The organism is Streptomyces sp. NPDC028289, from assembly GCF_055565975.1.
This window is the reverse complement of record NZ_JBVHTI010000008.1, coordinates 603,197-628,376: the sequence shown is the minus strand read 5'-3', so window position 1 is coordinate 628,376 and position 25,180 is coordinate 603,197. Positions and strand designations below refer to the sequence as shown.

Here is a 25,180-nt window from a genome sequence, read left to right as displayed (position 1 = left end):
GTCAACAACGGGGCGGATCACCAGGCGGACGCTGCTCGGCCGGCACGGTGATCCGTCCCCGCACACGGGTCCGCGACATCCTGAGACAGGCTTTCCGGTGTCGCGGACCCCGCCCCGGAGACGAGATGCTCATGACCGACCTCGTAATGCCCCGCATCGGCGCTCGTACGGGCGGATTCGATGCCCGGCGGGCCGAGAACGCCGTTCGCGAACTGCTGCTCGCCGTGGGCGAGGACCCGGATCGCGAAGGGCTGCGCGCGACACCCGCCCGCGTGGCACAGGCGTACCGAGAACTCCTCGCGGGGATGCGGCAGGAGCCCGAGGACGTCCTGACCACGACCTTCGAGCTAAGCCACGACGAGATGGTGCTGGTCAAGGACATAGAGATCGTCAGCCTCTGTGAGCACCATCTGCTGCCGTTCCGCGGTACGGCCCATGTCGGCTACATCCCCGCCGAGGACGGCAGGGTCACCGGACTGTCCAAACTGGCCCGCCTGGTGGACGTCTACACGCGCCGCCTGCAGATCCAGGAACGGCTCACCGGGCAGATCGCCGATGCCTTGATGCGCCTGCTCCACGCGCGCGGCGCGATCGTGGTCGTCGAAGCGGAGCACATGTGCATGTCGGCCCGTGGCATCCGCAAGCCCGGCGCGCGGACGACGACGTCAGCCGTGCGTGGACAACTGCGCAGGCCGGCAACGCGCGCTGAGGCGATGAGCCTGATCCTCGCACGCTGACCGCTCGGAGGCATTCCGGCGTCGGGTGCCCGCCGCGCCCGGCCTCGTGTCGCGGCCGACTGGAGGGCACGGCCGGGCCGGCTCAGTGAGGTGTTCACCAGTCGGGAGTACGCGAGCTGGTTCATCAGTATCTGGTGGGGCGCCTGCAGCCTGCTGTTGTCGGAGCCGACGATGAGCAGGTGGTGGAACTCCTGGACCAACTCCGCGTACCGCTCCCGATCGTCCCGCTCCACGGTTTCATCGGCGTCGCGCAGGTTTCGGACGACCGGCAAGGCCGCGCGAGCTCGGGCCGCGACCCTACCCTGAGGTGAATGCGGGACCGGCAGGCGGGCGCGGAGAGGAAGGACCGTCGTATGGACGCGATGCGCGAGGGGTACCGCAAGGTCACCCTGGCCTCCTGGCCGACTCCGCTCGAACCCGCCCCGCGGCTCGCGCAGGCCCTGGGACTCGGGCCGGACGACCTGTGGATCAAGCGGGACGACCTGATCGGGCTGGGCGGCGGCGGGAACAAGGTCCGCAAGCTCGAGTGGACCTGCGGACAGGCCCTCGCCGAGGGTGCGCGAACCCTTGTCACCAGCGGGGCGCCGCAGAGCAACCACGCCCGTCTCACGGCGGCGGCCGGAGCCCGGCTCGGCCTGGACGTCGTACTCGTCCTCGCGGGCGAGCCCACCGGCACGGCCGCGGGCAACCTGGCCCTCGACGGCCTCCTCGGCGCGAGGGTCGTGTGGGCCGGCGCGGTGGACGGGGCCGGACTCGCGGCCGTCCTCGACCGTGTCGTCGGGGAGCTGCGCGACCAGGACGCGGCGCCGGCGCTCATTCCCTTCGGTGGATCGAGTCCCGTCGGGGCACTCGGTTATGTCGACGGCGGGCATGAGCTCCTCGCCCAGGCTCCCGACCTGGCCACGGCCGTGGTCGCGCTGGGCAGCGGTGGCACGATGGCCGGGCTGGTGCGTGCCCTGGGCGAGGACCGCGTCCTGGGCGTGCACTGCGGGGCCGTGGCGGATCCGGGTCACACGCTCGACCTGCTCCTGGCGGACCTGTACGCGCCCTCCCCCGCGCCGCGGCGGCCACGGCTGCGGCTCGACCAGGTCGGCGCCGGGTACTCCCACCTCACCGAACCGGTCGCGGAGGCGGTCCTGCTCGCCGCCAGGACCGAGGGGATCGTGCTGGATCCCGTCTACACGGGGCGGGCCATGGCCGGTCTGGTCGCGGCCGTGCGCGCGGGGGACATCCGTCCGGGTGAGCGCACCGTCTTCGTCCACACCGGAGGACTCCCCGGGCTCTTCGGCCACCAGGAGGCGCTACGACGGGCCGGAGAGGTTCTCGCGGACCGCACCGTGTGACCGACGGCCGCCGCAGCGGCCCGCGAACCGCTGCCACGCCGGCACCAGGACGGTCCGGCGATCTCCTCGGGGCGCCGCTTCCCGCCCCGGGCCCGTCCGGCGAGTGGACGGGCCCGGGGCGGGACGGGGAGTGCGTCAGTTCACGCGGACCGTGACCGTGGCGGTCTTGAGCACGGCCGGCAGCCTGGTGGTGTCGACCTTCAGGATCTCGCCGTTGTCGGTCTGCCCCGTGGCCGGCAGCACCTTCTGGTGGACGGTCCATGTGCCGTCGGGGTCGACGGCGATGGTGTCGATGCCGAAGTCGTCGTCGTTGGACAGGTACAGCGTCTTGCCGGCGTCCGTGGTGGCGACGCCCTCGACCTTGTCGTGCGCGAAGAACTTCCCGCTGGGGTCGAGCTGGCTCACCAGCGTCCCGACATTGACGTACGGCTGCTTCTGCGCGACCTGGACGCCGGCACCGGTGAGCGCGGTGAGAGCGGCGTTGGTGCCGACCTTGCCGACGAACGCCTCGGGCGACTTGCCGCCGATCGTCAGCCCGCTGACGTCGGTCGCGCCGTTGATGTCGACCTCGTAGAGGGACTTCTGGGCGAACGGCTCGACGTTGCCGTCCCGTTCGTCGATGACGAACTTCGTGTCGGACAGCGCCGTGATCTCACTGTTGGCGTCACCGGTGGTGGCCGGGTCGTCCAGCAGGTACAGGTACTGCCTGGTCTTGAACGTGCGCAGATCGACGGTGACGATGCGGGTGGGCGGGAGGTTCGACGCCTTGGTGCCGCCGAGGTCCGGCTGCTGCAGCGCGGCCTGCATGACGCCCACCAGGGTCGAGCCGTCCGGCGTGACCGTCAGGCCCTCCATGCCCTTGTTCTTCAGGCGGTTGGCCAGTTCGGCCGGCAGGTAGCCGACGATCTTGTGGTACTGGTTGTCCGGGCTGGCCTTGTACGGGGTCAGCCGGCCCAGTTCGTAGCCGTTCGCGTCGAAGTGCGTGAGGTACGGGCCGTACTCGTCCGAGACCCAGAACGTGCCGTCGGGCAGCGCCACCAGGCCCTCGGAGTCGTAGCCGTAGGGGTCCCGGGCGACGGGCACGGGAGTGCCGCCGTTGGCGTTCGTCGCGGCGACGTCGTCGATCACCTCGCTCGTGTCGTGCGGCGGACGGCCGCTGTACGGCACGCCGCCAAGGCTCTTCGGCCCCTTCAGGGTGACCTTCCTGACCAGCTCGGCCCTGCCCTTGTCGAGCTTGAACTCACCGATCTGCGGGGTGAAGTCGGTGAGCATCTCGGACTTGTTGCCGTCCGGGGCGTCGGCGTTCGGACCACGGTCGGTGAGGCCGTAGAAGCGGCCCTGCTTGCCCGGCACCGGGGCGAGCGCGGAGCCGTAGCCCTCGCCGGAGATCCGGGTGGTGGTGCCGCCCGGTCCGGCGACCGTCGCGAGCGAGGGCAGCGGGTCGCCGTTGCGCCGCGTGTCCTTGAACAGCTGGACGGCGTCGGTCGCCGTGTACGTGAAGGTGTCCGTGCCCTTGAAGCCGGAGTCCGGCGTGTACGTGAACGTGCCGTCGGCGTTGACCGTCGCCGTGCCGTGGGACGGGGCGGTGTGCCGCACGACCGCGGTCGCGCCCGAGTCGTTGCGCAGCACGTCGCCCGTCACCTTGTCGTGGCCGGAGAAGGAGTCGGCGACCGCGTCGAAGTCGTGCGTCGGGGCCGACAGCCAGCCGTGGGCCTGGGCCACGACCGTGCCCGTGCCCGCCACGGCGGCGGTGACAAGGATCGCTGTGCCGATCCGGGTGCGCTTGCGCAAGCGAGGTCTTGAGGTCATGCCCATGAACTTGTAGGCCGGTGATGAACTCTGAGTCGTCTTTCGGTGAACCGACGGTTCAGGACGGACATGATTTCGCTCCTCGGGCCGCACTCCGCGCGAGCCGGCCGGGCGCGCAACCGCCCGGCCGGCTCCCCGCTGTTCGGCTCAGCTCGGCAGTTTCCAGTTCTGGGCAGCCGTGCCGTTGCAGGTGTAGAGCTGCAGCTGGGTGCCGTTCGTCGTCGAGGAGTTGGGGTCGTCGAGACACAGCTTCGACTCGGGGTTGACCAGCGACCCGTTGGCGCCCGCGGTCCACTGCTGGGCGCCGGTGCCGTTGCACGTCCACAGCTGGATCAGCGTGCCGTTGGTGGTCCCGCTGTGATCGGCGTCCAGGCACTTGCCGAGGGACCGGATCGTTCCGTCGCCCGCGACGATCCAGTCCTGGGCGTACGTGCTGTCACAGCCCCAGATCTGGACGTGGGTGCCGTCGGAGGTACCGGAGGACGCGACGTCCGCGCACAGGTTCGAGGTCACCGCCGAGTCGAGCGGACCGATCCGCGGCGAGGCCGGTGCGGTGGTGTCCCCCGGGTAGGAGGGCGGTGCCGCCGTGGCCGCGGTCGCCCACGACGTGTTGGCGCCGGTGCCCAGGGTGAAGTCCAGTGTGCCGCCTGCCGTGATCGCCGTGGTGGGGGCGTAGGCGTTGTTCCACGCCGTGCCGTTCCACGCCGCGGACTGGACGTACGGGGCGTTGTCGGCGGCGCCGTTGCCGTTGATCGTCAGCGACTTGCCGGAGGGAAGGGTGACCACGGCCTGCGTGAACAGCGGTGAGCCGAGGGCGAGGTCGGAGGTTCCGGGCGTCTCGGGGAACATGCCGAGCGCCGACCACACGTACCAGGCGCTCATCGCGCCGAGGTCGTCGTTGCCGTCGGCCAGGCCGCCCGGGGTGTTCGACCAGATCTGGTCCTGGATCGCCCGTACCGTGCCCTGCGTCTTGTAGGGCTGCCCGGTGTAGTCGTACTCCCACGGGAGCTCGATGCTCGGCTCGTTGCCGACCCAGGCGTAGCCGCTTGCGCCGGTGTAGCTGCGCAGCACGGTGTCCAGGTAGTGGTTCATCGCCGTGTTGCCACCCTTGGCGTGCGCCAGGCCACCGATGTCGAAGGGCACCATCCCGGTGTAGATCCACGAGTCGGCCTCGACCATGTCGGTGCCGCTGGTGGGGTCGAAGCCGCCCGTCCACGACCCCCCGGCGTTACGGGGTTCCACGAAGCCGGAGGCGGGGTTGAGCACGTTGCGCCAGTCCTGCGCGCGGTTGGCGTAGGTCTTCTGGTTCGCGGTGTCGCCGAGCGCTCCGGCCATCGCGGAGACCGCGAAGTCGGCGGTGTCGTACTCCAGGGTGGTGGCCACCGGACCGTAGAAGTTGCAGCAGCCGTAGCTGCCGTCGTGCGGCATGTATCCCGGCGAGTTCAGGTAGGCGAGTCCGGGCCGGTCGTTGTTGGTGGTGCTCGCCTGCCTGACCATGTCGGCCAGGGCGGTCGTGGTGTCGAAGTTCCGGGCGCCGAAGGCGTAGTAGTCGGCGAGGATGGCGTCCGCCGGGTCGCCGACCATGACGTACGACTCCCCGTTGTTCTCCGACCACTTGGGGAAGATCCCGGTCTGTGTGTAGTCGTCGACCATCGACTGCGCGGTGTCCGAGGCGGCCTGGGGCGCGACGAGGGCTTCGAGCTGGGCCTGCGAGCGGTAGATGTCCCAGCCGGAGTAGTTCGCGTACACCGCGCTGTGACCGGCGTCCACGGTGTGCGTCTTCCCGTCGAAGCCGTAGTACTGGCCGTTGCTGTCGCTGATCACGTTCGGGTGCAGCAGCGAGTGGTAGAGCGCCGTGTAGAAGCTCTGCTGCTGTGCGGCCGTCCCGCCGGCGATCTGCACCTTGCCGAGCGTGCTGTTCCACGCGTTCTGCGCCGCGGTGCGGGTCGCGTCGAAGTCCCAGCCGGTGTTCTCCGCGGTCCGGTTGGCGACCGCGCCCGCGACCGACACGTAGGAGATGCCGACCTTGGCCTGCACGACCGGGTTGCTCGTGGTGTTGAAGGTGACGTAGCCGTTCGAGGCCGCGACGTCGGGGGCGGCGCCGTCCTTGGCGGACTTCGCCGAATTGCCGTGCAGGAGCGGCTTGTTGGGCGTCTCGGCGGCGTTCTTCGACGCCCCGCCCGCTGCCGGAGACGTGGTGACCGACGCCTTGGCGAGCGAACTGCCCTGCGAGACGAACGGCTGGTCGAAGACCATGTCGAAGTACACGGTGTAGGTGTTGCCCGCGCCGCAGAAGTGGCCGCTGGTGACCTGCCCGCTCACCTCCGTGTTCGACACCTTGGTGAACTGGGTCGAGCTGGCGCCGTTCTGACTGCCCGTCAACTTGAAGATCAGGTTGGCCTGGCTGGTCGAGGGGAAGGTGAAGCGGGCCATGCCGCTGCGCGTCGTGGTGGTCAGCTCGGTGGTCACCTGGTTGTTGAGCGCGACCTTGTACGACCCGGCGGAGGCCGACTCGTTGGCGTGCGAGAACGCGTCCGTGGCACCGGTGTTCACGGCTCCCACCGTGGGCAGCACCGGTATGTCACCGGCCGCGCCGCAGCCGGGTCCGGCGATGTGGGTCAGGCTGAAACCGGTGATCGACGAGTCGTTGTACTCGTAGCCCCCGCCGTCGGGTCGTGACGGCGTGTCCGGGCTCCACTGCACCATGCCGAACGGGACGTCGGCCCCCGGGAAGTCGTCGGCCTGGTTCGACGTGCCGATGAACGGATTGACCAGGGTCGCCGGCGCGGTGACGAGCGCGGCCTTCCCGGCCGCCCACGCCGGCGTGCACAGCCCGGCCGCGGCGAGCGCCGCGGCCGCGAGGAGACCGACCGCCATGGTTCCGGGAGGTCTCGACAGTCGTGTGATCACGGGGTTTGCTCCTCTACTCGGGAGTGGAGGTCCGACAACGTTGTCGTCGCGCCGGAGCGCGACCCCGGGTGATGAACGACGCACCGGGACGGCTTGATCACCGAAGGCTGACAACGTTGTCCAACCGTGGAGACGAGGTGCCTGAGAGACGAACGCTTCGATGGATCCCTGGGCTGCGAGCGCCCCAGGAGCACAGCGGGAACTGTTCGTGAAGCTAGCCACAAGGCAGGAGCATGTCAACGACTGCTGCACAGCGGTCCGTTGAGTGCGACGTGAGCCGAGGGGCCGGCGTGCGGGTCGCGGACGGCATCACCGCGGAGCGGCAGGCTACGGTGGCACATCCGGCGCCGAAGGAGGCAGCGCATGATCGACGTCGTCCTCGGAGTGGACGTCGGCACCTCCAGCACCAAGGGCGTGGTGGTGGACGCCGCCGGCCGCGTCCTGGGCGAGGCCGTACGCGGGCACGCGGTCGACCGTCCGCGCCCGGGGCACGTCGAGATGGACGCACGGGTGTGGTGGGACGAGTTCGTCTCGATCGCGGCCGAACTGCTGGACCGCGCCGACATCGCCGTCCGGGCCGTCGGAGTCAGCGGCATGGGCCCGTGCACCCTCCTGGTCGACGACGCGGGAGAACCGGTGCGGCCGGCGGTGCTGTACGGCGTGGACACCCGCGCCGAGGAGCAGATCACGCGGCTGAACGCGGAGTTGGGACCGGACATGGTCTTCGGCAGGTGCGGTTCCGCGCTGTCGTCCCAGGCCGTCGGGCCGAAGCTCGCCTGGATCCGCGAGCGGGAGCCCGCGGCGTGGGCACGCGCCCGCCGCCTGCTCATGCCCGCTTCGTGGCTCGCCCACCGGCTGACCGGCGCCTACGTGCTGGACCTGCATTCCGCCAGCCAGTGCACCCCGTTGTTCGACATCCACGCACAGCGCTGGATCCCCGAGTGGGCCGAGCACATCGCGCCCGGCATCGAACTCCCGCCGCTGCGCTGGCCGGGCGACGAGGCCGGCCGGGTGCGCACGCCCGTCGCGGGCATCCCGGCCGGGACGCCGGTCGTCGTGGGGACGATCGACGCCTGGAGCGAGGCCGTCAGCGTCGGCGGCCACGGCGTCGGTGACCTGATGCTGATGTACGGCACCACGATGTTCCTGGTGAACACGGTCGACAGGCTGGTGACCAGCCCGTCGATGTGGTCCACGGTCGGTGCCCTGCCCGGCACCCGCTGCCTGGCCGGCGGCATGGCCACCTCCGGAGCCGTCACCGACTGGCTGGGGCACCTCTGCGGCGACATCGGCCCCGGCGAGCTGTTCGACGAGGCGGCCGCCGCGCCCCCGGGTGCCAACGGCCTGGTGATGCTGCCCTACTTCGCCGGGGAACGCACACCCCTCATGGACCCCGACGCGCGGGGGGTGATCGCGGGCCTGACGCTGGGTCACACCCGCGGCGACCTGATGCGGGCGGCGCTGGAGGCCACCGCCTACGGTGTCCGGCACAACGTCGAGACGATGCTCGCGGCCGGTGCCGACATCCGGCGGATCGTCGCGGTCGGCGGCGGCACCCGGGGCGGGCTGTGGCCCCGGATCGTCAGCGATGTCACCGGCCTCGAACAGATCGTCGCCCGCACCACCGTCGGCGCCTGCTACGGAGCCGCCTTCCTCGCCGCCGGGCTGATCGGCCGACCGGACATCACGGCCTGGAACCCGCCGGCATCGGTGGTCCGGCCCGATCCCGCCACCGCGGACGTCTACGACCGCCGGTTCACCCAGTACCGGGTCCTGTACGAGAGCACCACCGCGGTCACCCACGCCCTGGCCCACGACCAGGTCACCGGCGTCGGGAGGGAAACCCCGTGACGCCGCGGGGCGTTCAGGGGCGGAGTCCGCCTGCTATGGTGCGCCGATGTCAGCGATCAAGGAGTTCCAGGTCACCTTCGACTGCGCGGAACCCGAGCGTCTCGCCCGCTTCTGGTGCGAGGTGCTGGGGTACGTCGTACCGCCGCCACCGGCGGGTTTCGCCACCTGGGACGAGTACCAGCGTGCGCAGCCGGCTGAGCAGCGGGACTCGTGGTTCGCCTGCACAGATCCCTCGGGAGTAGGCCCGCGTCTGTACTTCCAGCGCGTCCCCGAAGGAAAGGCCGTCAAGAACCGGGTGCATCTGGACGTGCGGGTCGGCACCGGCCTCGTGGGCGAGGAGCGCCTCGCCGCGCTGGAGGCCGAATGCGCGCGGCTGGTCCCGCTCGGTGCGGTACACGTGCAGACGCTGTACGACGGCAACGACGCGTGCATCCCGATGCTGGACATCGAGGGCAACGAGTTCTGCATCGACTGAGCGTGCTCCGGGACGCGGTGGGCCGTACTTCGGCCCGGTACCGGCTCGCTCGCCGTCAGGACCGGCGGGCGTAGGACGCGAGCCGGTCGGCGAGGGCGGCGACGAGGTGGCGCAGTTCGTCGGGGCGCTCGATGACGAACGGCCGGTCCAGTGCGGCGAGTACCGGAGGCAGCCAGTCGAGCCGCTCCGCCCGCAGCCCGACGCGCAGCCAGCGTTCGGCCGCCGGATCGCGGCCCGCCGTCGGCTCGTACTCCTCCAGGGTCGCGACGCCGGCGGGAAGACGGGCCCGGATCTGCTCGGCCGTCCCGTGGATCCGCAAGGTCACCTCGTGCCGGTACCCGGCCGCGGCGAACCCCGACAGCACGCGCTCCGCCGGACCGGGACCCGCGGGCGCCTCGAAGGAGCCGGGCAGGGTCCGCGCGTCCGCGATGCGGTCGAGCCGGAAGGTCCGGTCCTCACCGATCCCGGCGTCCCTGCCCGTGACGTACCACCGGCCCGCATGGGCGACGATCCCGTACGCGTGCAGCGTGCGCTCGCTTGGCCGTCCGTCGCGGTCGGTGTAGCGGATGGAGACCGGCCGGCGGTGGCGTACGGCATCGGCGAGGGTGAGCAGGACCCCGGCGTCCGGGGTGTCGAACTCGCCGGGCTGGTCCGTGAAGGCGAGGGCCTCCAGCAGGGTGTCGAGCCGACGGGCGAGGTGCTTGGGCAGCACCCGCCGGATCTTCGCCGATGCCGTCTCGCTCGCCGTCAGCTCCGTCGTCGTCAGTCCGGCCCGGCGGCCGGCGACCAGGCCGAGCAGTACGGCCAGCGCCTCGTCGTCGCCGAGCATGAGCGGGGGCAGCCGGTACCCGGGGGCGAGCCGGTACCCGCCGTAGCGGCCGCGCACCGATTCCACCGGCACGTCCAGGTCGATCAGCTGGTCCACGTACCGCCGCACGGTACGCCCTTCGACGCCGAGCCGGTCGGCGAGTTCGGCCACGGTCCGGGTGCCGCCCGACTGGAGCAGCTCCAGGAGGGTCAGCACGCGGCCTGTGGGTCGGGACATGGACACAATCTAACGCGAATACCGGACCGATTCTGTCCGCTATTTCTCCTAGCCTCTGCGGTGCACGCGTTCAGCACAGCCAAGGAGAACCCATGGACTTCGTCTCGATCCGCATCATCACCGGCGACGTGGCGCGCCTCGTCGAGTTCTACGAGCGCGCCACCGGGGCACGGGCCACGTGGGCCACCGAGGACTTCGCCGAACTGGGGACGGCCGGCGCGACCCTCGCGATCGCCGGTACCCGTACCGTCCCGCTGTTCGCCCCGGGCTCCGCCCGCCCGGCGGAGAACCACAGCGTGATCACCGAGTTCCTCGTCGACGACGTGGACCGCGTCCACCGGAACCTGAAGGGCTTCGTCACCGACTTCGTCACCGAGCCCACCACGATGCCCTGGGGCAACCGCTCGCTGCTGTTCCGCGACCCTGACGGCAACCTCGTCAACTTCTTCACCCCCGTGACCCCGGCGGCCCGCGCGAAGTTCGGGCGCTGACGCATCGCCCGACGCGGCGACCGTGGCCTCGGAGGGATGCCAGCCAGGCCGCCGTGTCGTCGGGGTGCGCGAAGCGGTGGGTGTGGAGAGGGGCGAAGCGGGGATCGGCCGCCGGGTCGGCGATCTCGCGGCTTCGGGTGGCGTGTTGCGACCAGGCCCGCCAGGCCGGGTGTTCCCGGCTCAGCCACCCCGACCAGGTCTCCCTGTTGCCGCCGAAGAGTGCCTCGCGTGTGACGGTGCGCCGGACGGACCGGCGCAGCACGCGAGGCATGACGACGCGTCTGGGACAGTCCAGCCAGACCACGGTGTCGGCCCGGTCCCACAGCAGGTCACGGACTTCCGGATAGCCTAGCGAGTCGATGATCCAGCGAGGCCCGGCGGTGAGCCGTGCGACGTCCTCGGCCAGTTCGCCGTTGACGGCCCAGCCCGGACCGCTGAAGTACATGGCGTCCATCTCGTGGTAGGGCAGGCCCAGCCGGCCGCTCAAGGTGCGGGCGAGGGTGGACTTGCCCGCGCCCGTGACCCCCACCACCAAGATCCGTTCCACCGGTGCACCCTGTCCCGCGGGCGACCTCGTCCGCCGGGCCGGCTCCGGGCACGGCTGCCGCGCGCTCCCCCGGGTGCGGTACGGGTGACCGGCCGCCGCCGCTGCCCGCACTGTCTAGGGTTGGGGCATGGACGCCAGTACAACACCCCCCGCTCCGGCCGCCGTTGACCCCGCGGAGCTGCTCGCCGACCCGTACGCCGGGTACGCCCGGCTGCGGGAGGCCGGGCCCGTGCACCGGGTCGCCGGCACCGACGGGCTGCCGGCCTGGCTGGTGACGCGGTACGAGGACGTGCGGCAGGCCCTGGCGGACCCGCGGCTCTCCCTCGACAAGGCGAACGCCAAGCCCGGTGGCTACCGCGGGCTCGCGCTGCCGCCCGCGCTCGACGCCAACCTGCTGAACATGGACCCGCCGGACCACACCCGTGTCCGGCGCCTGGTGTCCCGGGCGTTCACGCCCCGCCGTGTCGCCCTGCTGCGCGAACCCGTCCGGCGGACCGCCGACGCGCTGCTCGACGCCATGGCGCCCCTCGGCCGTACCGATCTGATCGCCGCCTACGCGGCGCCGCTGCCCATCGCCGTGATCTGCGAACTGCTGGGCGTCGCCGAGCAGGACCGGCCGGACTTCCGGGCCTGGACCGACGCCCTCGTGGTCCCGGACCCGGCCCGGCCCGAGCGGGCGAAGGAGGCCGTCGGGGCGCTGCTGGCCTTCTTCGCCCGGCTGCTCGCCGGCAAGCGGGCCGAGCCCGCCGACGACCTGCTCTCCGCCATGATCGCCGTACGGGACGAGGAGGACCGGCTCAGCGAGGACGAGTTGATGTCGCTGGCCTTCCTCATCCTGTTCGCCGGGTACGAGAACACCGTCCATCTGATCGGCAACGCCACGCTGGCGCTGCTGCGGAGCCCCGGGCAGCTGGCCGCGCTGCGCGCGGATCCGGACCGGATCGGGCCGGCCGTGGAGGAACTGGCCCGCTACGACGGGCCCGCGCCGCTCGCCATCCGCCGTTTCCCGACCGAGGACGTCACCATCGGCGGGGTCACCGTCCCGGCGGGCGAGACGGTGCTGCTGTCCCTGGCGGCGGCCCACCGCGACCCGCGCCGCTTCCCCGAGCCCGACCGGCTCGACCTCGGCCGCGACGCCACCGGGCACCTGGCCCTCGGGCACGGCATCCACTACTGCCTGGGCGCGCCGCTGGCCCGGCTGGAGACCGAGATCGCCCTCGGCGCGCTCCTCGAACGCTTCCCCCGCCTCGAAATCGACGTCCCCGTCGAGCGGTTGGACTGGCGTCCGTCGATGCGCACCCGCGGGCTGCGCGCCCTGCCCGTGCGCTACTGAGAAGCCCGGCGGACACGCGGCCCCCCGGATGCCGCCGCGTGGGCGTCTCCGGGGGGCCGCGCTCCGGCGTGAACCGCCGTCAGGTGCTGCTGCGCCGTCGGGCCGGTGCGCGGGAGGCGGACTTGGGCTCCCGGGGCAGGGACTTCGGCGGCGGGGTGTCCCCGGCGTCGAGTACCTGGTCGCCGTCCCCGGTGCCGGGCACCCGGTCGCCGTCCCCGGTGCCGGGCACCCGGTCGCCGTCCCCGGTGGCCAGCACCTGGTCGCCGTACAGGTCATGCAGCCAGTTGGTCTGGTAGATGGTGTCCAGGTAGCGCTCGCCGAGGTCCGGTGCGACGGCGACCGCGGTGAGGTCACCGGCGTCGTGCCGGGTCAGCCAGTCCGTCGCGCCGCTGACCACGGTCCCGGTGGAGCCTCCGAAGAGGAAGCCGTGCCGGGCCATGCGATGGCACATCCGGATGGTGTCCGGCTCCTCCACCCGGATCACCTCGTCCACGAAGGACTCGTCGAGCAGCGGCGGCCGCATGCTCATGCCGAGGCCCGGGATCATCCGGCGGCCCGGCTCGCCGCCGAACGCCACCGAGCCCGCCGCGTCCACCGCGACGATCCGCACCGGCCGGTGCCACTCGCTGAAGTAGCGGGCGCAGCCCATGAGGGTTCCGGTGGTGCCCGCCCCGACGAACAGCACGTCCAGTTCGGGGAACCGGCGGGCGATCTCCGGGGCGGTGGTGCGGTAGTGCGCCGTCCAGTTGCCCGCGTTGGTGTACTGGCTGAGCCACACGTACCGGTCGTCCGACGCGCACAGCGAGCGGACGTACTCGATCCGCGTGCCCAGGAACCCGCCATTGGAGTCCTGGTCGGCCACGATGTGCACCTCGCTGCCGAGCGCCTCCATCAGGAGCCTGGTCGACAGGTTGCAACGGGAGTCCGTCACGCACAGGAACCGGTAACCCTTGCTCGCGGCGATCATGCTGAGCGCGACGCCGAGATTGCCGGAGGAGGACTCGACGAGGACGGAGTCCGCTTTCAGGATTCCGTCCCGTTCGGCGTTCTCCACCATCTCGTTGGCGGCCTTCAGCTTGATGGATCCGGCGAAGTTGAAGGCCTCGCACTTCAGGTAGAGCGGGTGTCCGCAGATCGACTCCAGGTCGACGTAGAGGTCGCCCTCGTTGAAGGCGTAGGGAGCGGAGATGACAGGCACGGCGGGCCTCCTGGTGCCGGGCCGAGGACGACGGCCTCAGCCGTAGCGGCGCAGTTCGTGGAAGAAGTCATCGATGAGACAGAGGTCCCCGGCCCGGGACACCTCGTCGTAGACGTACTTGCCGACGGCGAGGTCGAGGACGCCGAGTCCGAAGGGCGAGAAGATCACGGTACGGTCGGGCGGTGGGGCGGCCCGGCCGGCCATGACGTCGCCGAGGGTCCCGTTGAGGAAGTCACGGTTCCCGGTGAGCTGTTCGACGAGATGGGGTGACGTGTCGGCCTTGAGGCAGTGGTCGACGTCGTCGACGAAGTTGGCCGCGCCCAGCAGGACCTCGGGGGCGAGGTCGCGCAGGGACACGTGCAGGACCAGCGGGTTGTGGGTGAACCAGGCCGGGTCCGTGACATGGGGCCGGCCGGCGATGGTGGCGAAGACCACCAGGTCGCTGCCGCGGACCAGGTCCTCGGCGTGTTCGTGGACGGTGATCCGCGCCCCGGTGCCGGTCTGTTCCAGGTAGCCGCGGAAGCCGTCGGCGCTGTCGGCGGACAGGTCGTGCACGCCGATCTCGTCGAAGTCCCAGCCGGTGCCGGCCAGGAAGGTGTGGATGTAGCGGGCGATCAGGCCGGTGCCGAAGAAGCCGACCCGGGTGGGGCGGGTGCGGTTGCGGCTGAGCCAGTCGGCGGCCAGGGCGGCGGAGGCCGCGGTCCTGGTGGCGCTGATGATCGAGCTCTCCAGGCAGGCGAACGGGTAGCCCGTCTCCTGGTCGTTGAGGATGAGCACCGCGGACGCCCGCGGCAGCCCGCTGCTCACGTTCTCCGGGAAGCTGGAGACCCACTTCAGGCCGTCCACGTGGACGGAGCCGCCGAGGGAGGCCGGCAGCGCGATGATCCGCGAGGTCGGCCGGTCGGTGAAGCGCAGGAAGTACGACGGCGGGTTGACCGAGTCGCCCGCGTCGTGCAGCCGGTAGACGGTCTCGACCAGCTCCGTGAGCTGTTTCTCGCGCCCGCTCAGCGCCTGGTGCACCTGCTCGCCGGTGACGACCGCGAAGGTCGGGACGGCGGGCCGCCCGGGGGTGGCGGACCGGCTGGTGGTCGACAGGGTGTCGGTCATCGCTCGCTCGCCTCCGTCGCCGGGCAGTCCTCGGCCGGCCGCAGGGGTTCGCCCATGCCGACCAGCACCTGCCGCTCGCCGGTGAACGCCTCCCGGCTGTGCGCGGTGCGGATGTTGTCCACGAGCAGCAGGTCGCCCTGCTGCCAGGGCTCGCGCCGGGTGTGCGCCTCGTAGGTGCGGTTGATCAGCTGGACGACGTCCTCGCCGATCGGGGTGCCGTCGCCGTGGCGGGTGTTGAACGGCAGTCCGTCCGCGCTGTAGACGTCCACCAGGTACTCGCGCACCTCGGGTGCGAGGGTCCACTCGTTGAGGAAGGCGATCTGGTTGAACCAGCAGCGCCGGCCGGTGAGCGGGTGCCGGACGACGGCGTTGCGGCGCTGTTCGGTGCGCAGGGTGCCGTCGGGCTGCCAGGTGAAGTCGATGGCGTTGGCCCGGCAGTAGCGCTCGATCCCGGCGCGGTCGCCGGTGCCGAAGGACTCCGTGAGGCTCGCGCCGATCTCGTCGTTGTAGGTGCGGGTCAGGATCCAGCCCTCCCGCTCGAACCGTTCGACGAGCCCGCCGGGCAGGGCCCGCAGCACCTCCTCGGCATCGGCCACCGCCGTCGCCCCGCCCTGCTCGGGAGCGGTGAGGCAGGCGAAGAGCATCAGGCCGGGCACCTGGAGCTGGTAACTCAGCTCGTGGTGCATGCACATGGGCTGGTTGGCCGGCCAGGGCGTGGACGCGTACACGCCGGGACGGTGGGTCTCACGGGGGGCGAAGGCCTCCCGCTCCGTCATGAGTTCCCCGGCCAGGCGTTCGAAGACGGCACCGGCCTGGCCGGTGTCGCGGAGTCCGAGGCCGCGGACGACCAGTGCCCCGTGCTCGGTGACCTGGGCGCGCAACGCCTCGCGGTGCTCGGCCGCCCACTTCGGCGGGTCGTCGGGGGGATCCACGCGCAGCAGCGCCGGCTTGTCCGGCCGCAGCTCCACGTCGAGCGGTGATGCCAGGGAGGAGAACGGCATCTCGGGTTCCTTTCGGTCGACCGCCTGGGGTGTGACGGGTCAGGAGGAGGCGAGGGGGAGGACGGTGGTCAGGACGGCCTGCGCGGTCTCGGCGGGGCGGGTGCGCAGGAAGTGGTGGCCGCCGTCGGCGAGTTCGTGCAGCTCGACGCGGTCGGCAAGGAGCAGCCAGTCCCGGTGGTGCCGGGCGTGCCCGGCCGTGTGCGGGTCGTCGGCGGCGACGACCACCGAGACCGGGGCGGACAGCTTGACGGCCGGCGGGGCTTGCAGGACCGTGCCGAAGTAGCGGTGGGCCGCGGCGCAGTCGTGCCGGTAGGCGGCGGCGATGCGGGCGGCGTGCTGCGGGTTCAGCTCGGCGAGTTCGGGGTGGCCGCCGTCCGCGGCCAGGCGCGTCGCGATCTCGGTGTCGCCCAGGTGCGCCAGTTCGGTGACGGCGGTGTGCCGTTCGGTGGCGGTGCCGAGCAGTTGTGCGCCGAGGAAGAGCCGTTCCACGTGGACGCCTCGCTGCTGGAGCCGCCTGGCCGTCTCGACGGCCGGTGCGGTTCCCGAGGAGTGGCCCCAGAGCATGACCCGGGTCAGGCCGCGTGCCGTGATCTCGGCGGCGACCTGCTCGGCCACCTCCTCGACGGGCGCGAACGGCTCGGGGGGTGCGGCCAGGTTGTGGCCGGGCAGGTCCACGGCGAGGACCGTGAGGCCGCTGCCCGCCAGGGCGCTCGCCATCGGCTGGTAGTTGACCGCGTTGCCGCCCGCGTACGGGAAGCAGACCAGGGCGCACTCGGGGGTGCCGCTCCCGTCCGCCAGGGTCAGCAGCAGCTCCTGGCGCTGCCGGGCCGGGCCGTCGAGGAGGGCGGCCAGGTCGGCGAGGACCGGATGCCGGGTGATGTCCTTGAGGGACACCGCCCGGTCGAGGGCGAGGCTGAGCTTGACCGCGGTCAGGGAGGTGCCGCCGGAGTCGAAGAAGTGGTCGGTGCGGCTGACCTGCTCCACGGGCACTCCCAGCAGTTCGGCCCAGGAGGCGGCCACTCTCCGCTCGGTCGCGTCGAGCCGGCCCGCGGTCGCCCGCTCCGTGCCACCGGACGCCCGGTGGACGTCGCCGGCCGGCGTGGTCTCGGCCAGCTTGGTCAGGGCCTTCTTGTCGATCTTGCCGTTGGCGGTCAGCGGAAGGCTGTCCTGCCAGTGGCAGGCCGAGGGGACCATGTAGGCGGGCAGCCTCGCGCCGAGCGCGTCGCGCAGGGCCTCCGGCCGCTGCCGGGTGCCGGAGTAGAAGGCGATGAGCTGCTTGCCGCCGCCGTTCCGTTCGGCGACGACGACCGCGCCGTCCCGTACGCCGGCCACCCGCAGCAGGCAGTTCTCGATCTCGCCGATCTCGATCCGGAACCCGCGGATCTTGACCTGGCTGTCCCGGCGGCCGAGGAACTCCAGCTTGCCGCCGGGGTGCCAGCGCCCCCAGTCGCCGCCCAGGTAGAGGCGTTCGCCCGGCCGGTACGGGTTGGTGCGGTACGCCTCCCGGGTGCGCTCGGGGTCGTTGACGTAGCCGCGGCCCACGCAGACGCCGGAGAAGGCGATCAGTCCCGGGGCGCCCAGCGGTACCAGGGCCAGGTGCTCGTCGACGACGTGGACGCGGACGTTGTTGACGGCCCGCCCGAGCAGAACCCGGTCGGGTACCTCCCGGAGGAGTTCGTGGTTGGTGTCGTCGGACGTCTCGGTCAGTCCGTAGGCGTTGAGCAGGCCGATGGCCGGCTGGACCGCCAGCCAGCGCTGGACCAGTTCGCGTTTCAGCGCCTCGCCGGTCACCGACACGTACCGCAGGTCGGGCAGGGTGCGCGGGTGCTGCTCCAGGTAGGAGACCACGACCTCCAGGTACGACGGCACGAGCTGGGCCACGCCGACCCGGCCGCGCTCCAGGGTGTCGGTGAACCGTGCCACGTCCGTGATCACGTCCTGCTCGACCAGCAGGGTCCGCCCGCCCGCCAGCAGCGGGGCGACGAGCTGCCACAGGGAGATGTCGAAGCACTGCGGGGCGGTCTGCGCGACCACGGTCCCCTCGCCGATCTCCAGGTCGTCGATCTTGGCGTGGAGGTGGTTGAGCAGGCCCGCGTGCTCGCACATCGCGCCCTTGGGCTCGCCGGTGGAGCCGGAGGTGAAGTAGATGTAGGCGAGTTGACCGGCGTCGACGCGGATCCCGGGGTCGTCGTCGGCGTGCGGCTCGGCGTACGCCGTGTCGAACGGCAGCTGCACGACGTCCGGCAGGGCGGCCAGCGCCCCGTCGAGGGTGCCGGTGCTGCCGGGCTCGGCCAGGGCGATCCGGCATCCGGCCCGGGACAGGGTGGCCTCGATGCGGCCGGCCGGGAAGTGCGGCTCGATCGGCAGGTACACGCCGCCCGCCTTGAACACGGCCAGCACCGCCGCCAGCCAGTCGAGGGTGCGCTCGGAGACGACGGCGACCACGTCCTCCCGGCCCAGGCCCCGGGCCAGCAGGGCGCGCGCCAGCCTGTTGGCGCGCCGGTTGAGCTCGTCGTACGTCCACTCCCGCGTGCCGTGCACGGCCGCCACGGCCTGCGGATGCGACCGCACCCGCTGCTCGAACAGTTCGTGCGCGCGGGCGTCCGGCAGCGGGCGGTGCGGGCCGGCCAGGCCTTCCAGCTGCTCGTGCCGTTCCTCGGCCGAGAGCAGGCTCTGCCGGGTGTGGTCGGCGTCGGGGTCCGCCGTCAGCGAACGCAGCGCGGTCAGGTGGTAACCGCCGATGCGGGCGGCGGCCTCGGCGTCCAGGACGTCCGTACGGTACCGCAGACGCAGCGTCAGCCGGCCGTCCCGGTCGGACCAGCGCACGTGCAGGACGCCGTGGTCGGCGTGGGCCTCGTCGGCGCCGAGGGGGCCGCAGACCACCTCGTACGGCGGCTCCGTCAGCCCGAGTTCGCGCCGCAGTCCGGCCACCGGGTGGTCGCGGTGTGCGAGCACCTCCGCCTCGGCCTGCGCGGCGGCCGCGAGCAGGACCGCCCAGCTTCCGGAGGGGACGGCCACCCGGCATGGCAGCGGTGCGCCGCCCGGCTCGGCGACGTGGCCCGTGACCACCTCCGGCTCGCCCGAGAGCGCGGCCAGCACCTTGAGGTGGGCGGCCAGCAGCACGGTGCCGGCCGACAGGCCCTGCCGCGCGGCCAGTTCACGCACCGCCCGCGTCACGTCGTCCGGCAGCGGTGTCTCGTGCCCGGCCGTTCCCGGCACCGGTTCCCGGACCCAGCGGGGCACGGCGGTGGCACCGCCGGCGGTCAGTGTCCGGGTCCAGAACTCCCGGTCCGTCTCCACGCGCGTTCCCATCGGATGCCCTTCCTCAACTCAAGGTCGCCGTGGTGGCGTCGGCTGCTGTCGTGACCGGGGCGGCGCCAACGGAACGGCTGCCGCCGTCCGGCATGTCCACCGCGGGATTGCCGCCCCACCGGGCGTTCGGGGGGACTTCCTCGCCCTTCATGAGGAAGGAGTCGGGTGCGAGCACCGCGCCGTCGCCCATGGTCACGCCGTAGTGCACATGGGCGGCGACGCCCAGCGTGCAGCCGGCGCCGAGCGTGGTGACGTCGGACTTGAAGGTGCCGTCCTCCTGCGAGTGGCACTGGATCTTGCTGCCGGCGTTGAGGGTGCAGTCGTCGCCGATGGTGGCGAGGGTCCGCTCGGTGAGGTAGCAGCCGTCGTCGAACACCCGGCGGCCGATGTGCACCCCCAGCAGCCGCCAGACCAGGCTCTTGAACGGGGTCCCGTTGAAGATGTTGAGGAAGTGGTCCGGCACCTTCCACAGCCGTTCGTGCCACCAGAAGTACGGGTCGTAGATGGAGCACAGCCGGGGGCGCAGCGCGCGGAACGAGGCGAGGCAGCGCTCCACCAGGATGAAGTAGGCGGCGGAGAAGGCGAGGGTGAACGCCAGGTAGCCGGCGATCACCACCTGGCCGACCACGCCGTACAGGTCCACGGAGGCGAGTCCGAACAGGGTGAGCGCGAAGGTGTGCAGCCAGCGCACGAGCAGCATGAGCGCCATGGAGCGGAGGTTGTAGCGGTTCTTCGCGGCCAGCCGGCGGCGGAACGTCTCGCCGGTGCGGAGGTGGTCGAAGCCGGCGTCGCGGTCCACCGAGCGGGGGATCTCGAAGCAGGGTGAGCCGAGGAGCCCCACGCCTTCCCGGACTTCGCCGTCGAGGGGAACCATCACCTTCGTCGCGAGCAGGCAGTTCTCCCCGGTTCTGGCGCCCGCCGGGTAGGCGATGTTGTTGCCCAGGAAGCTGTGCGCCCCGATCGAGGCCCGGGACAGCCGGAAGGACGTGCTGGAGAAGTCCGCGTTGAGGACGGAGAGGCCGTCGGCCACCATGGTCCCGCTGCCGACGCTGACCAGCAGCGGTGTCTCGTGCTGCACTTCGGTGCCGAAGTTCGACCCGGTCTGCTCGACCCGTGACAGGTCGTATCCGATGCCGCGGAGGTAGCCCACGATGTAGGAGCTGTCGCCGAAGAGCCAGGCGAAGAACTTGATGTTCGTCATGCGGGCCGTGGTCCGCTGCAGCGCGTAGTGGAATCCGTAGAGCGGGTAGACCCTGTCGGGCTTGACCAGGAGGCCCACCAGGCGTGGCAGGGTGCACAGGGCCGCGAGTCCCAGGACGAGGAACCCGAAGAAGAGCACGGCGGAGAGCAGCAGGGCGTCGGGGAGGAGTTCCGACCAGCCGAGCGCGACCGTGACCGGGTCGAGCCGCTTGCCGATCGCCGGTACCTCGGTGAAGAACATGTAGACGCCGCCGATGGCCAGCGGGACGTACAGGAGGAGCAGCTGAAGCAGTGTGCCGAGGCCGAACCAGGCGCGGCGCAGGGTGCCGCAGTGCGCCGGGGCGATCCGGACGTAGTCGGTCCGGGTGGGCTCCGCGGGGGATCCGTGCCAGCGCTCGCCGTCCGGGACCGCCTGACCGCTGTGCAGGGCGGAGGAGTGGCCGAGCTGGGCGCCGTGGCCGACGGAGGTGTCGATGTCCAGGACGGTCTTCTCGCCGACGAAGGCGTTCGTGCCGAGGGTGATGCGGCCGGTCTGGATCCGTCCGGCGCAGGCCCGGTAGCCGAGGAAGAAGGAGTCCTTGCGGATCACCGTGCCGGCCCCGACGGTCAGCAGGTCGGTGCAGACGGGGACGGAGTGGGAGAGGATCGTTACGCCCTTGCCGATCCGTGCGCCGAGGGCCCGCAGGTACAGCACGTACAACGGAGTTCCGGTGAGGAAGACCATCGGGTTGGCGTGCAGCAGCGCCTTGACGACCCAGAACCGCAGATACGTCAGGCCCCAGACGGGGAACTCGCGGGGGCGCCAGCGGCCGACGAGCAGCCATTTCGCGACGACGGGGAAGGCGCACAACGCCACGAACGCGCCGCTTCCGAAGAGCAGCGACCGCAGATAGATGTCGGCCAGCCCCTTGCCGGCGGCGATCCACTCGTATCCCGCGGCGGTGACGAATCCGGAGACCAGGGAGTAGCCCAGGAAGACCAGCAACTGGAGGGTGCCGCAGACCAGATGGTTCCACCGGCCGGTGCGCGGGCCCGGTGCCGGCGACGGCTCGGGCGGCTGCGGGGCGGGCACCGGATCGGCGGGGGCGGCGGTCTGGCCGAGTGCCGCCGCCAGGCTCTGGATCGTGGGGTGCCGGTAGATGTCCCGCATGGACGGCGACGGAAGGTCGACAGCCTTGCGTATTCGTGCGCAGAACTGGGCCATGACCAGGGAGTTGGCGCCGAGGTCGGTGAAGAAGTGGCCGTCGACCGGGACGGTCTCGGCGTCGAGGAGGTCGGCCAGTGCCTGCGCGAGCCTCCGCTCGGTCTCCGCCGCCCTGGGGCCGCTGCCGGTCGGGGCGACGGCAGGTTCATCCGGCTCCGAAACGACCTCGGAGGACTGTTCCACCATGCGATCTCCTGGAGAACGTGGATGTTCCTGATCACGAACCGGCGGATTCAGTTTGTCCGGATAAGAGCATTACCTGCCACTTGTCCCACAGGCATGAACGAGCGCCCGGCATGAGCTGCCAGGCCTGCATTCCCTTGGTTTCACGCCCGGAAGGGGAGCGGGCGAATCACCCGAACGGCGGCCCCCCGGCCGGCAGCCCCCGTCGCGGGTACCGGCATCGGCCGAGGCATGGGGCCGTGGCGTGCGGTGGTCCTACACGGATCCGTGCCGCGCCGGCGGGAGTCCTCACCGGCGGCGCGGGGCACGGATCATCGGCTCGTGTCAGCCGTCGGCACCGTCCGTCGCCGCGGCGGTCTCGTGTGCCGCGATGCCGACGAAGCGGCGTACGGCCTCCACGGGCATGTCGAGCCCCTCGGAGGCGGCACGCTCGTCACCGAACACCTGCACCGCCTCGGCGACGGCCACGGCCAGTTCGGCTTCCGCCTTGCGGACCTTGACCTCGGCCTTGTCCACGGTGTCGACGACGGCCAGCTGGCGGCGCTGCTTCTCCTGGAGCCGCTGCTTACGGGAAGGCGTTTTGTCAGAGTTCTGCACAGTCACGACCAAGATCATATGCGGGCCCGTACACCCGCACGAAATCGGCAACTCCGAACCGTCGACGCCCTGCTCACCCCCCCGTCAGGCCGTCAGTATCGCCCACACCGCCTGACCGCTGGTGAGCCGCGACCGGTCGACGCCCCAGGAGTCGGCGAGCTGCTCGACGAGCAGCAGCCCCCTGCCACCCTCGTCGTCGGGGCCGGGATCGCGCCGGGGCAGTCCGTGGCCGGAGTAGTCGTGGTCGTGGACCTCGAGCCGCAGACACCCGTCGGCGACGAGCCCCATGCCGCACAGGATCCGCACGCTCAGCGTGTGGATGACGGCATTGGTGGCCAGCTCGGACACCAGCAGCACCGCGTCCTCGCACAACTCGCGGGAGAGTCCCCACTCGGTGAGCCGGGCTCTCACGGAGCGGCGGGCGACTCTGACGCTGGAGCGGTGCGAGGGCAACTCGATCCAGTGCGCACGGTCGGGCGCGTCTACGTCTAACAGGTCGCGGGGGGAGGTCGCGTGGGGGGACACGATGGCTGCCTTCCGTAAGGCGGGCGCGGCTGAGAGCAGGCAGAACGGGCGGAGCAGAGCGGCAGAGCGGGCACGACGAGGCAACGGCCGCACGGGAAGCGGGACATCGCCCGTGATCGTGACCGCGATTTACTCAAGTAATCATGCGCGCATGCGAGTTCATGCTGCAACCGACTCCCTGATAATTTCAGGATGCCGGTATCCGTCTGGCCGCTTCAGCAAGTGCCTGTCACACTCGTTCGGGTGACAGTCCCTCAGGAGGTAGGGCGTGAGCGAAGGCCGTTCGAACGCGGGGAGCACCAGTGCGCCCACCGTGCTGCGCATGATTCTGGGCCGCAGGCTCCAGGAGCGGCGCCAGGGAGCGGGAGTGTCACTGGAGGACGCCGCGCGGGCGCTTCGGGTCACCCCCCTGACCATCCGCCGGCTGGAGAAGGCGGAGGTCACGCTCAAGCCCCTCTACGTGGAGAAACTGCTCGAGACCTACGGCGCCGACCGGCAGGAGCGGGACGAGTTCGTCGCCTTCGCCGAGCGGGCCAACGAGCCCGGCTGGTGGCACACGTACCGGGATGTGCTGCCCACCTGGTTCAGCGCCTACGTGAGCCTGGAGACCGGCGCGACGACCCTGCGGACGTACGAGCCGCACTACGCCACGGGGCTGCTGCAGACCCGGGAGTACGCGCGCCACGTGCTCAGCGGGGGTTTCCCCAACGACAGCGACGAGGACCTGGAGCGGCGGGTGAACCTGCGGCTGCGCCGTCAGGCCCTGCTGGAGCGCTCCGACGCGCCGACGCTGTGGGTGGTGATGGAAGAGGCGGTCCTGCACCGGGTGGTGGGCGGGCCCGAGGTGATGCGGGAGCAGATCGAACGGCTGCTGGAGGCCTCGGAGCTGGCGCACGTCAGCGTCGACGTCGTCCCGTTCACGGCCGGTGCCCATGTGGGGGTGTGCGCCCCGTTCACCTACTTCCGCTTCGCGGAGCCCGAGCTGCCGGACGTCGTCTACACCGAGGTCCTCTCCGGCGCGATGTACCTGGACCAGCGCTCCGACGTCGTCGCCCACCTGGAGGCGCACAACCGCATGTCCCTGCTCACTTCCGACGCGCAGAGCAGGGCGCTCCTGAACCGCATGCGCAAGGAGTACTCATGACCACCTTCGACACCTCCTTCGACGGCGGCGTCCACGACGTGTACAACGGCATGCCCGCATCGGACCTGGGGGAACAGGGCTGGGAGTCACCCTGGAGCGGTCCCAACGGCGGTCAGTGCGTGCAGACGAAGCAGCTCGCCGACGGCAGGATCGCGCTGCGGCAGTCGACGGATCCGGCCGGCCCCGCGCTGATCTACACCCCGGAGGAGATCACCGCGTTCGTCGCGGGGGTCAAACGGGGCCTCGCCGACCACCTCACCACCGGCTGACCTCTCCCCCACCCACCCCCTCTGAAAGGTTCAGGATGACCAACTCGCCCGCGGCGCGGGACATCGACACCAGCAGGCCCCACTCCGCCCGCATGTACGACTACTACCTGGGCGGCAAGGACCACTTCGACGTCGACAAGGTGGCCGCCGAGACCGTCGCGTCCGCCTACCCGGGCATCTTCGTCTGCGCCCGGGAGAACCGTGCCTTCATGCACCGCGCCACCCGCGTCCTCGCCCGCGAGCACGGCATCCGGCAGTGGCTCGACATCGGCACCGGCATCCCGACCGAGCCGAACCTGCACCAGGTCGCGCAGTCCGTGGTCCCCGAGGCCCGGGTGGTGTACGCCGACAACGACCCGCTGGTGCTCAAGTACGCCGAGCGGCTGATGCGCAGCACGGTCGAGGGCCGCACGACCTACATCGAGGCGGACGTCAACGACCCGCAGTCGCTGCTCGACGCCCCGGAACTGGCGGAGGTGCTGGACCTCGGGCGGCCGGTGGCGCTGTCCCTGAACGCCCTGATGCACTTCGTGACGGACGCGCAGGACCCGTACGGCATCGTGAGCCGGCTGCTGGACGTGCTTCCCCCGGGCAGCGCGCTCGCCCTGAGCCACTGCACGCCCGACTTCGACCCGGACACCTGGCAGAAGGTCACCGACATCTACAACAACGCGGGCACCCCGGTGCAGTTCCGCTCGCGTGCGGACGTGACGCGCTTCTTCGACGGGCTCGAACTGCTCGACCCCGGTGTCTCGGTGGGCCACCGCTGGCGCCCCGACGCCGAGCCGACCGCCACCGACGCGGAGGTCAGCCTGTGGACCGGGGTGGGCATCAAGCCGTAAGGCCGCTGCGAGGGGGGATCCGCCCCTGGGCTGTCGTACCGCATGGGGGTGCGGTAC

Annotated in this window: 20 protein-coding genes and 1 pseudogene; 9 read left to right on the top strand and 12 right to left on the bottom strand. The window is 71.4% G+C overall.

The genetic code is table 11. The features are described 5' to 3' along the window. Positions 1-131 precede the first annotated feature (131 nt). Positions 132-737, top strand: a complete 606-nt coding sequence (folE, locus tag ACZ4UV_RS39390) for a GTP cyclohydrolase I FolE (protein ID WP_390041585.1) — start codon at positions 132-134, stop codon at positions 735-737. Positions 738-805: 68 nt separating this feature from the next. Here folE and ACZ4UV_RS39385 read toward each other — a convergent pair. Next, positions 806-1,009: pseudogene (locus tag ACZ4UV_RS39385) on the bottom strand (FCD domain-containing protein); the annotation flags it as partial. A 90-nt stretch (positions 1,010-1,099) separates the two neighbouring features. On the opposite strand from ACZ4UV_RS39385, the gene ACZ4UV_RS39380 reads away from it, so the two are divergent. Further along, positions 1,100-2,080, top strand: coding sequence for a D-cysteine desulfhydrase family protein (locus tag ACZ4UV_RS39380; RefSeq protein ID WP_467844818.1), 981 nt, complete (start codon positions 1,100-1,102; stop codon positions 2,078-2,080). Positions 2,081-2,215: 135 nt separating this feature from the next. Here ACZ4UV_RS39380 and ACZ4UV_RS39375 read toward each other — a convergent pair whose 3' ends face one another. Both ACZ4UV_RS39375 and ACZ4UV_RS39370 read right to left on the bottom strand, forming a co-directional pair. Next, entirely contained in the window at positions 2,216-3,889 is a 1,674-nt protein-coding gene (locus tag ACZ4UV_RS39375; protein ID WP_467844644.1) for an esterase-like activity of phytase family protein, read from the bottom strand. Between the two features lie 147 nt (positions 3,890-4,036). Further along, entirely contained in the window at positions 4,037-6,799 is a 2,763-nt protein-coding gene (locus tag ACZ4UV_RS39370) for a lectin (protein WP_451016590.1), read from the bottom strand. Between the two features lie 363 nt (positions 6,800-7,162). On the opposite strand from ACZ4UV_RS39370, the gene ACZ4UV_RS39365 reads away from it, so the two are divergent. Together ACZ4UV_RS39365 and ACZ4UV_RS39360 are read left to right on the top strand one after the other, a co-directional pair. After that, positions 7,163-8,650, top strand: coding sequence for an FGGY-family carbohydrate kinase (locus ACZ4UV_RS39365; protein ID WP_467844642.1), 1,488 nt, complete (start codon positions 7,163-7,165; stop codon positions 8,648-8,650). Between the two features lie 46 nt (positions 8,651-8,696). Continuing rightward, positions 8,697-9,125 (top strand): VOC family protein, encoded by a 429-nt coding sequence (locus tag ACZ4UV_RS39360; RefSeq protein ID WP_451016592.1) that lies wholly within the window; start codon positions 8,697-8,699, stop codon positions 9,123-9,125. 55 nt (positions 9,126-9,180) lie between these two features. Here ACZ4UV_RS39360 and ACZ4UV_RS39355 read toward each other — a convergent pair whose 3' ends face one another. Next, positions 9,181-10,170, bottom strand: coding sequence for a helix-turn-helix transcriptional regulator (locus ACZ4UV_RS39355; protein WP_451016593.1), 990 nt, complete (start codon positions 10,168-10,170; stop codon positions 9,181-9,183). A 92-nt stretch (positions 10,171-10,262) separates the two neighbouring features. Here ACZ4UV_RS39355 and ACZ4UV_RS39350 point away from each other — a divergent pair, with 92 nt between their 5' ends. Continuing rightward, complete coding sequence (locus tag ACZ4UV_RS39350; RefSeq protein ID WP_451016594.1) at positions 10,263-10,661, top strand: VOC family protein; 399 nt, start codon at positions 10,263-10,265, stop codon at positions 10,659-10,661. Here the strand turns inward: ACZ4UV_RS39350 and ACZ4UV_RS39345 are convergent. Then, the gene (locus ACZ4UV_RS39345) at positions 10,618-11,208 is read right to left on the bottom strand and encodes a P-loop NTPase family protein (RefSeq protein WP_467844638.1); all 591 of its coding nucleotides are present in this window, start codon (positions 11,206-11,208) and stop codon (positions 10,618-10,620) included. The two genes, ACZ4UV_RS39350 and ACZ4UV_RS39345, sit on opposite strands and share 44 nt — an antisense overlap. A 127-nt stretch (positions 11,209-11,335) precedes the next feature. Between ACZ4UV_RS39345 and ACZ4UV_RS39340 the strand changes: the two genes are divergently transcribed. Next, positions 11,336-12,541, top strand: a complete 1,206-nt coding sequence (locus tag ACZ4UV_RS39340) for a cytochrome P450 family protein (RefSeq protein ID WP_451016596.1) — start codon at positions 11,336-11,338, stop codon at positions 12,539-12,541. Between the two features lie 79 nt (positions 12,542-12,620). Here the strand turns inward: ACZ4UV_RS39340 and sbnA are convergent, their stop codons facing one another. The 7 genes from sbnA to ACZ4UV_RS39305 form a co-directional block, all read right to left on the bottom strand. Then, on the bottom strand, positions 12,621-13,739 hold the full coding sequence (sbnA, locus tag ACZ4UV_RS39335; protein WP_467844636.1) for a 2,3-diaminopropionate biosynthesis protein SbnA: 1,119 nt from the start codon (positions 13,737-13,739) through the stop codon (positions 12,621-12,623). Positions 13,740-13,775: 36 nt separating this feature from the next. Beyond that, the gene (sbnB, locus tag ACZ4UV_RS39330; RefSeq protein WP_467844634.1) at positions 13,776-14,846 is read right to left on the bottom strand and encodes a 2,3-diaminopropionate biosynthesis protein SbnB; all 1,071 of its coding nucleotides are present in this window, start codon (positions 14,844-14,846) and stop codon (positions 13,776-13,778) included. Further along, positions 14,843-15,847 carry a TauD/TfdA family dioxygenase gene (locus ACZ4UV_RS39325; protein ID WP_467844633.1) on the bottom strand — a complete coding sequence of 335 codons (1,005 nt, stop codon included), beginning with the start codon at positions 15,845-15,847 and terminating at the stop codon, positions 14,843-14,845. Before ACZ4UV_RS39325 ends, sbnB begins: the two co-directional genes overlap by 4 nt. 39 nt (positions 15,848-15,886) lie before the next feature. Next, positions 15,887-19,159 carry a non-ribosomal peptide synthetase gene (locus ACZ4UV_RS39320; protein ID WP_467844630.1) on the bottom strand — a complete coding sequence of 1,091 codons (3,273 nt, stop codon included), beginning with the start codon at positions 19,157-19,159 and terminating at the stop codon, positions 15,887-15,889. A gap of 13 nt (positions 19,160-19,172) precedes the next feature. Next, positions 19,173-21,749: a Pls/PosA family non-ribosomal peptide synthetase gene (locus ACZ4UV_RS39315; RefSeq protein WP_451016600.1), complete on the bottom strand. Its 2,577-nt coding sequence runs from the start codon at positions 21,747-21,749 to the stop codon at positions 19,173-19,175. Positions 21,750-22,070: 321 nt separating this feature from the next. Then, complete coding sequence (locus ACZ4UV_RS39310; RefSeq protein WP_451016601.1) at positions 22,071-22,349, bottom strand: hypothetical protein; 279 nt, start codon at positions 22,347-22,349, stop codon at positions 22,071-22,073. A 78-nt stretch (positions 22,350-22,427) separates the two neighbouring features. Beyond that, positions 22,428-22,868 carry an ATP-binding protein gene (locus tag ACZ4UV_RS39305; RefSeq protein WP_451016602.1) on the bottom strand — a complete coding sequence of 147 codons (441 nt, stop codon included), beginning with the start codon at positions 22,866-22,868 and terminating at the stop codon, positions 22,428-22,430. A 268-nt stretch (positions 22,869-23,136) separates the two neighbouring features. Here ACZ4UV_RS39305 and ACZ4UV_RS39300 point away from each other — a divergent pair, with 268 nt between their 5' ends. The 3 genes from ACZ4UV_RS39300 to ACZ4UV_RS39290 are packed head-to-tail and all read left to right on the top strand — an operon-like array spanning position 23,137 to position 25,123. Beyond that, positions 23,137-24,012 (top strand): helix-turn-helix domain-containing protein, encoded by an 876-nt coding sequence (locus ACZ4UV_RS39300; protein ID WP_351495560.1) that lies wholly within the window; start codon positions 23,137-23,139, stop codon positions 24,010-24,012. Next, positions 24,009-24,281, top strand: a complete 273-nt coding sequence (locus tag ACZ4UV_RS39295) for a DUF397 domain-containing protein (protein ID WP_351495562.1) — start codon at positions 24,009-24,011, stop codon at positions 24,279-24,281. Before ACZ4UV_RS39300 ends, ACZ4UV_RS39295 begins: the two co-directional genes overlap by 4 nt. Positions 24,282-24,316: 35 nt before the next feature. Further along, positions 24,317-25,123, top strand: coding sequence for an SAM-dependent methyltransferase (locus ACZ4UV_RS39290; protein ID WP_451016603.1), 807 nt, complete (start codon positions 24,317-24,319; stop codon positions 25,121-25,123). Positions 25,124-25,180 lie beyond the last annotated feature (57 nt).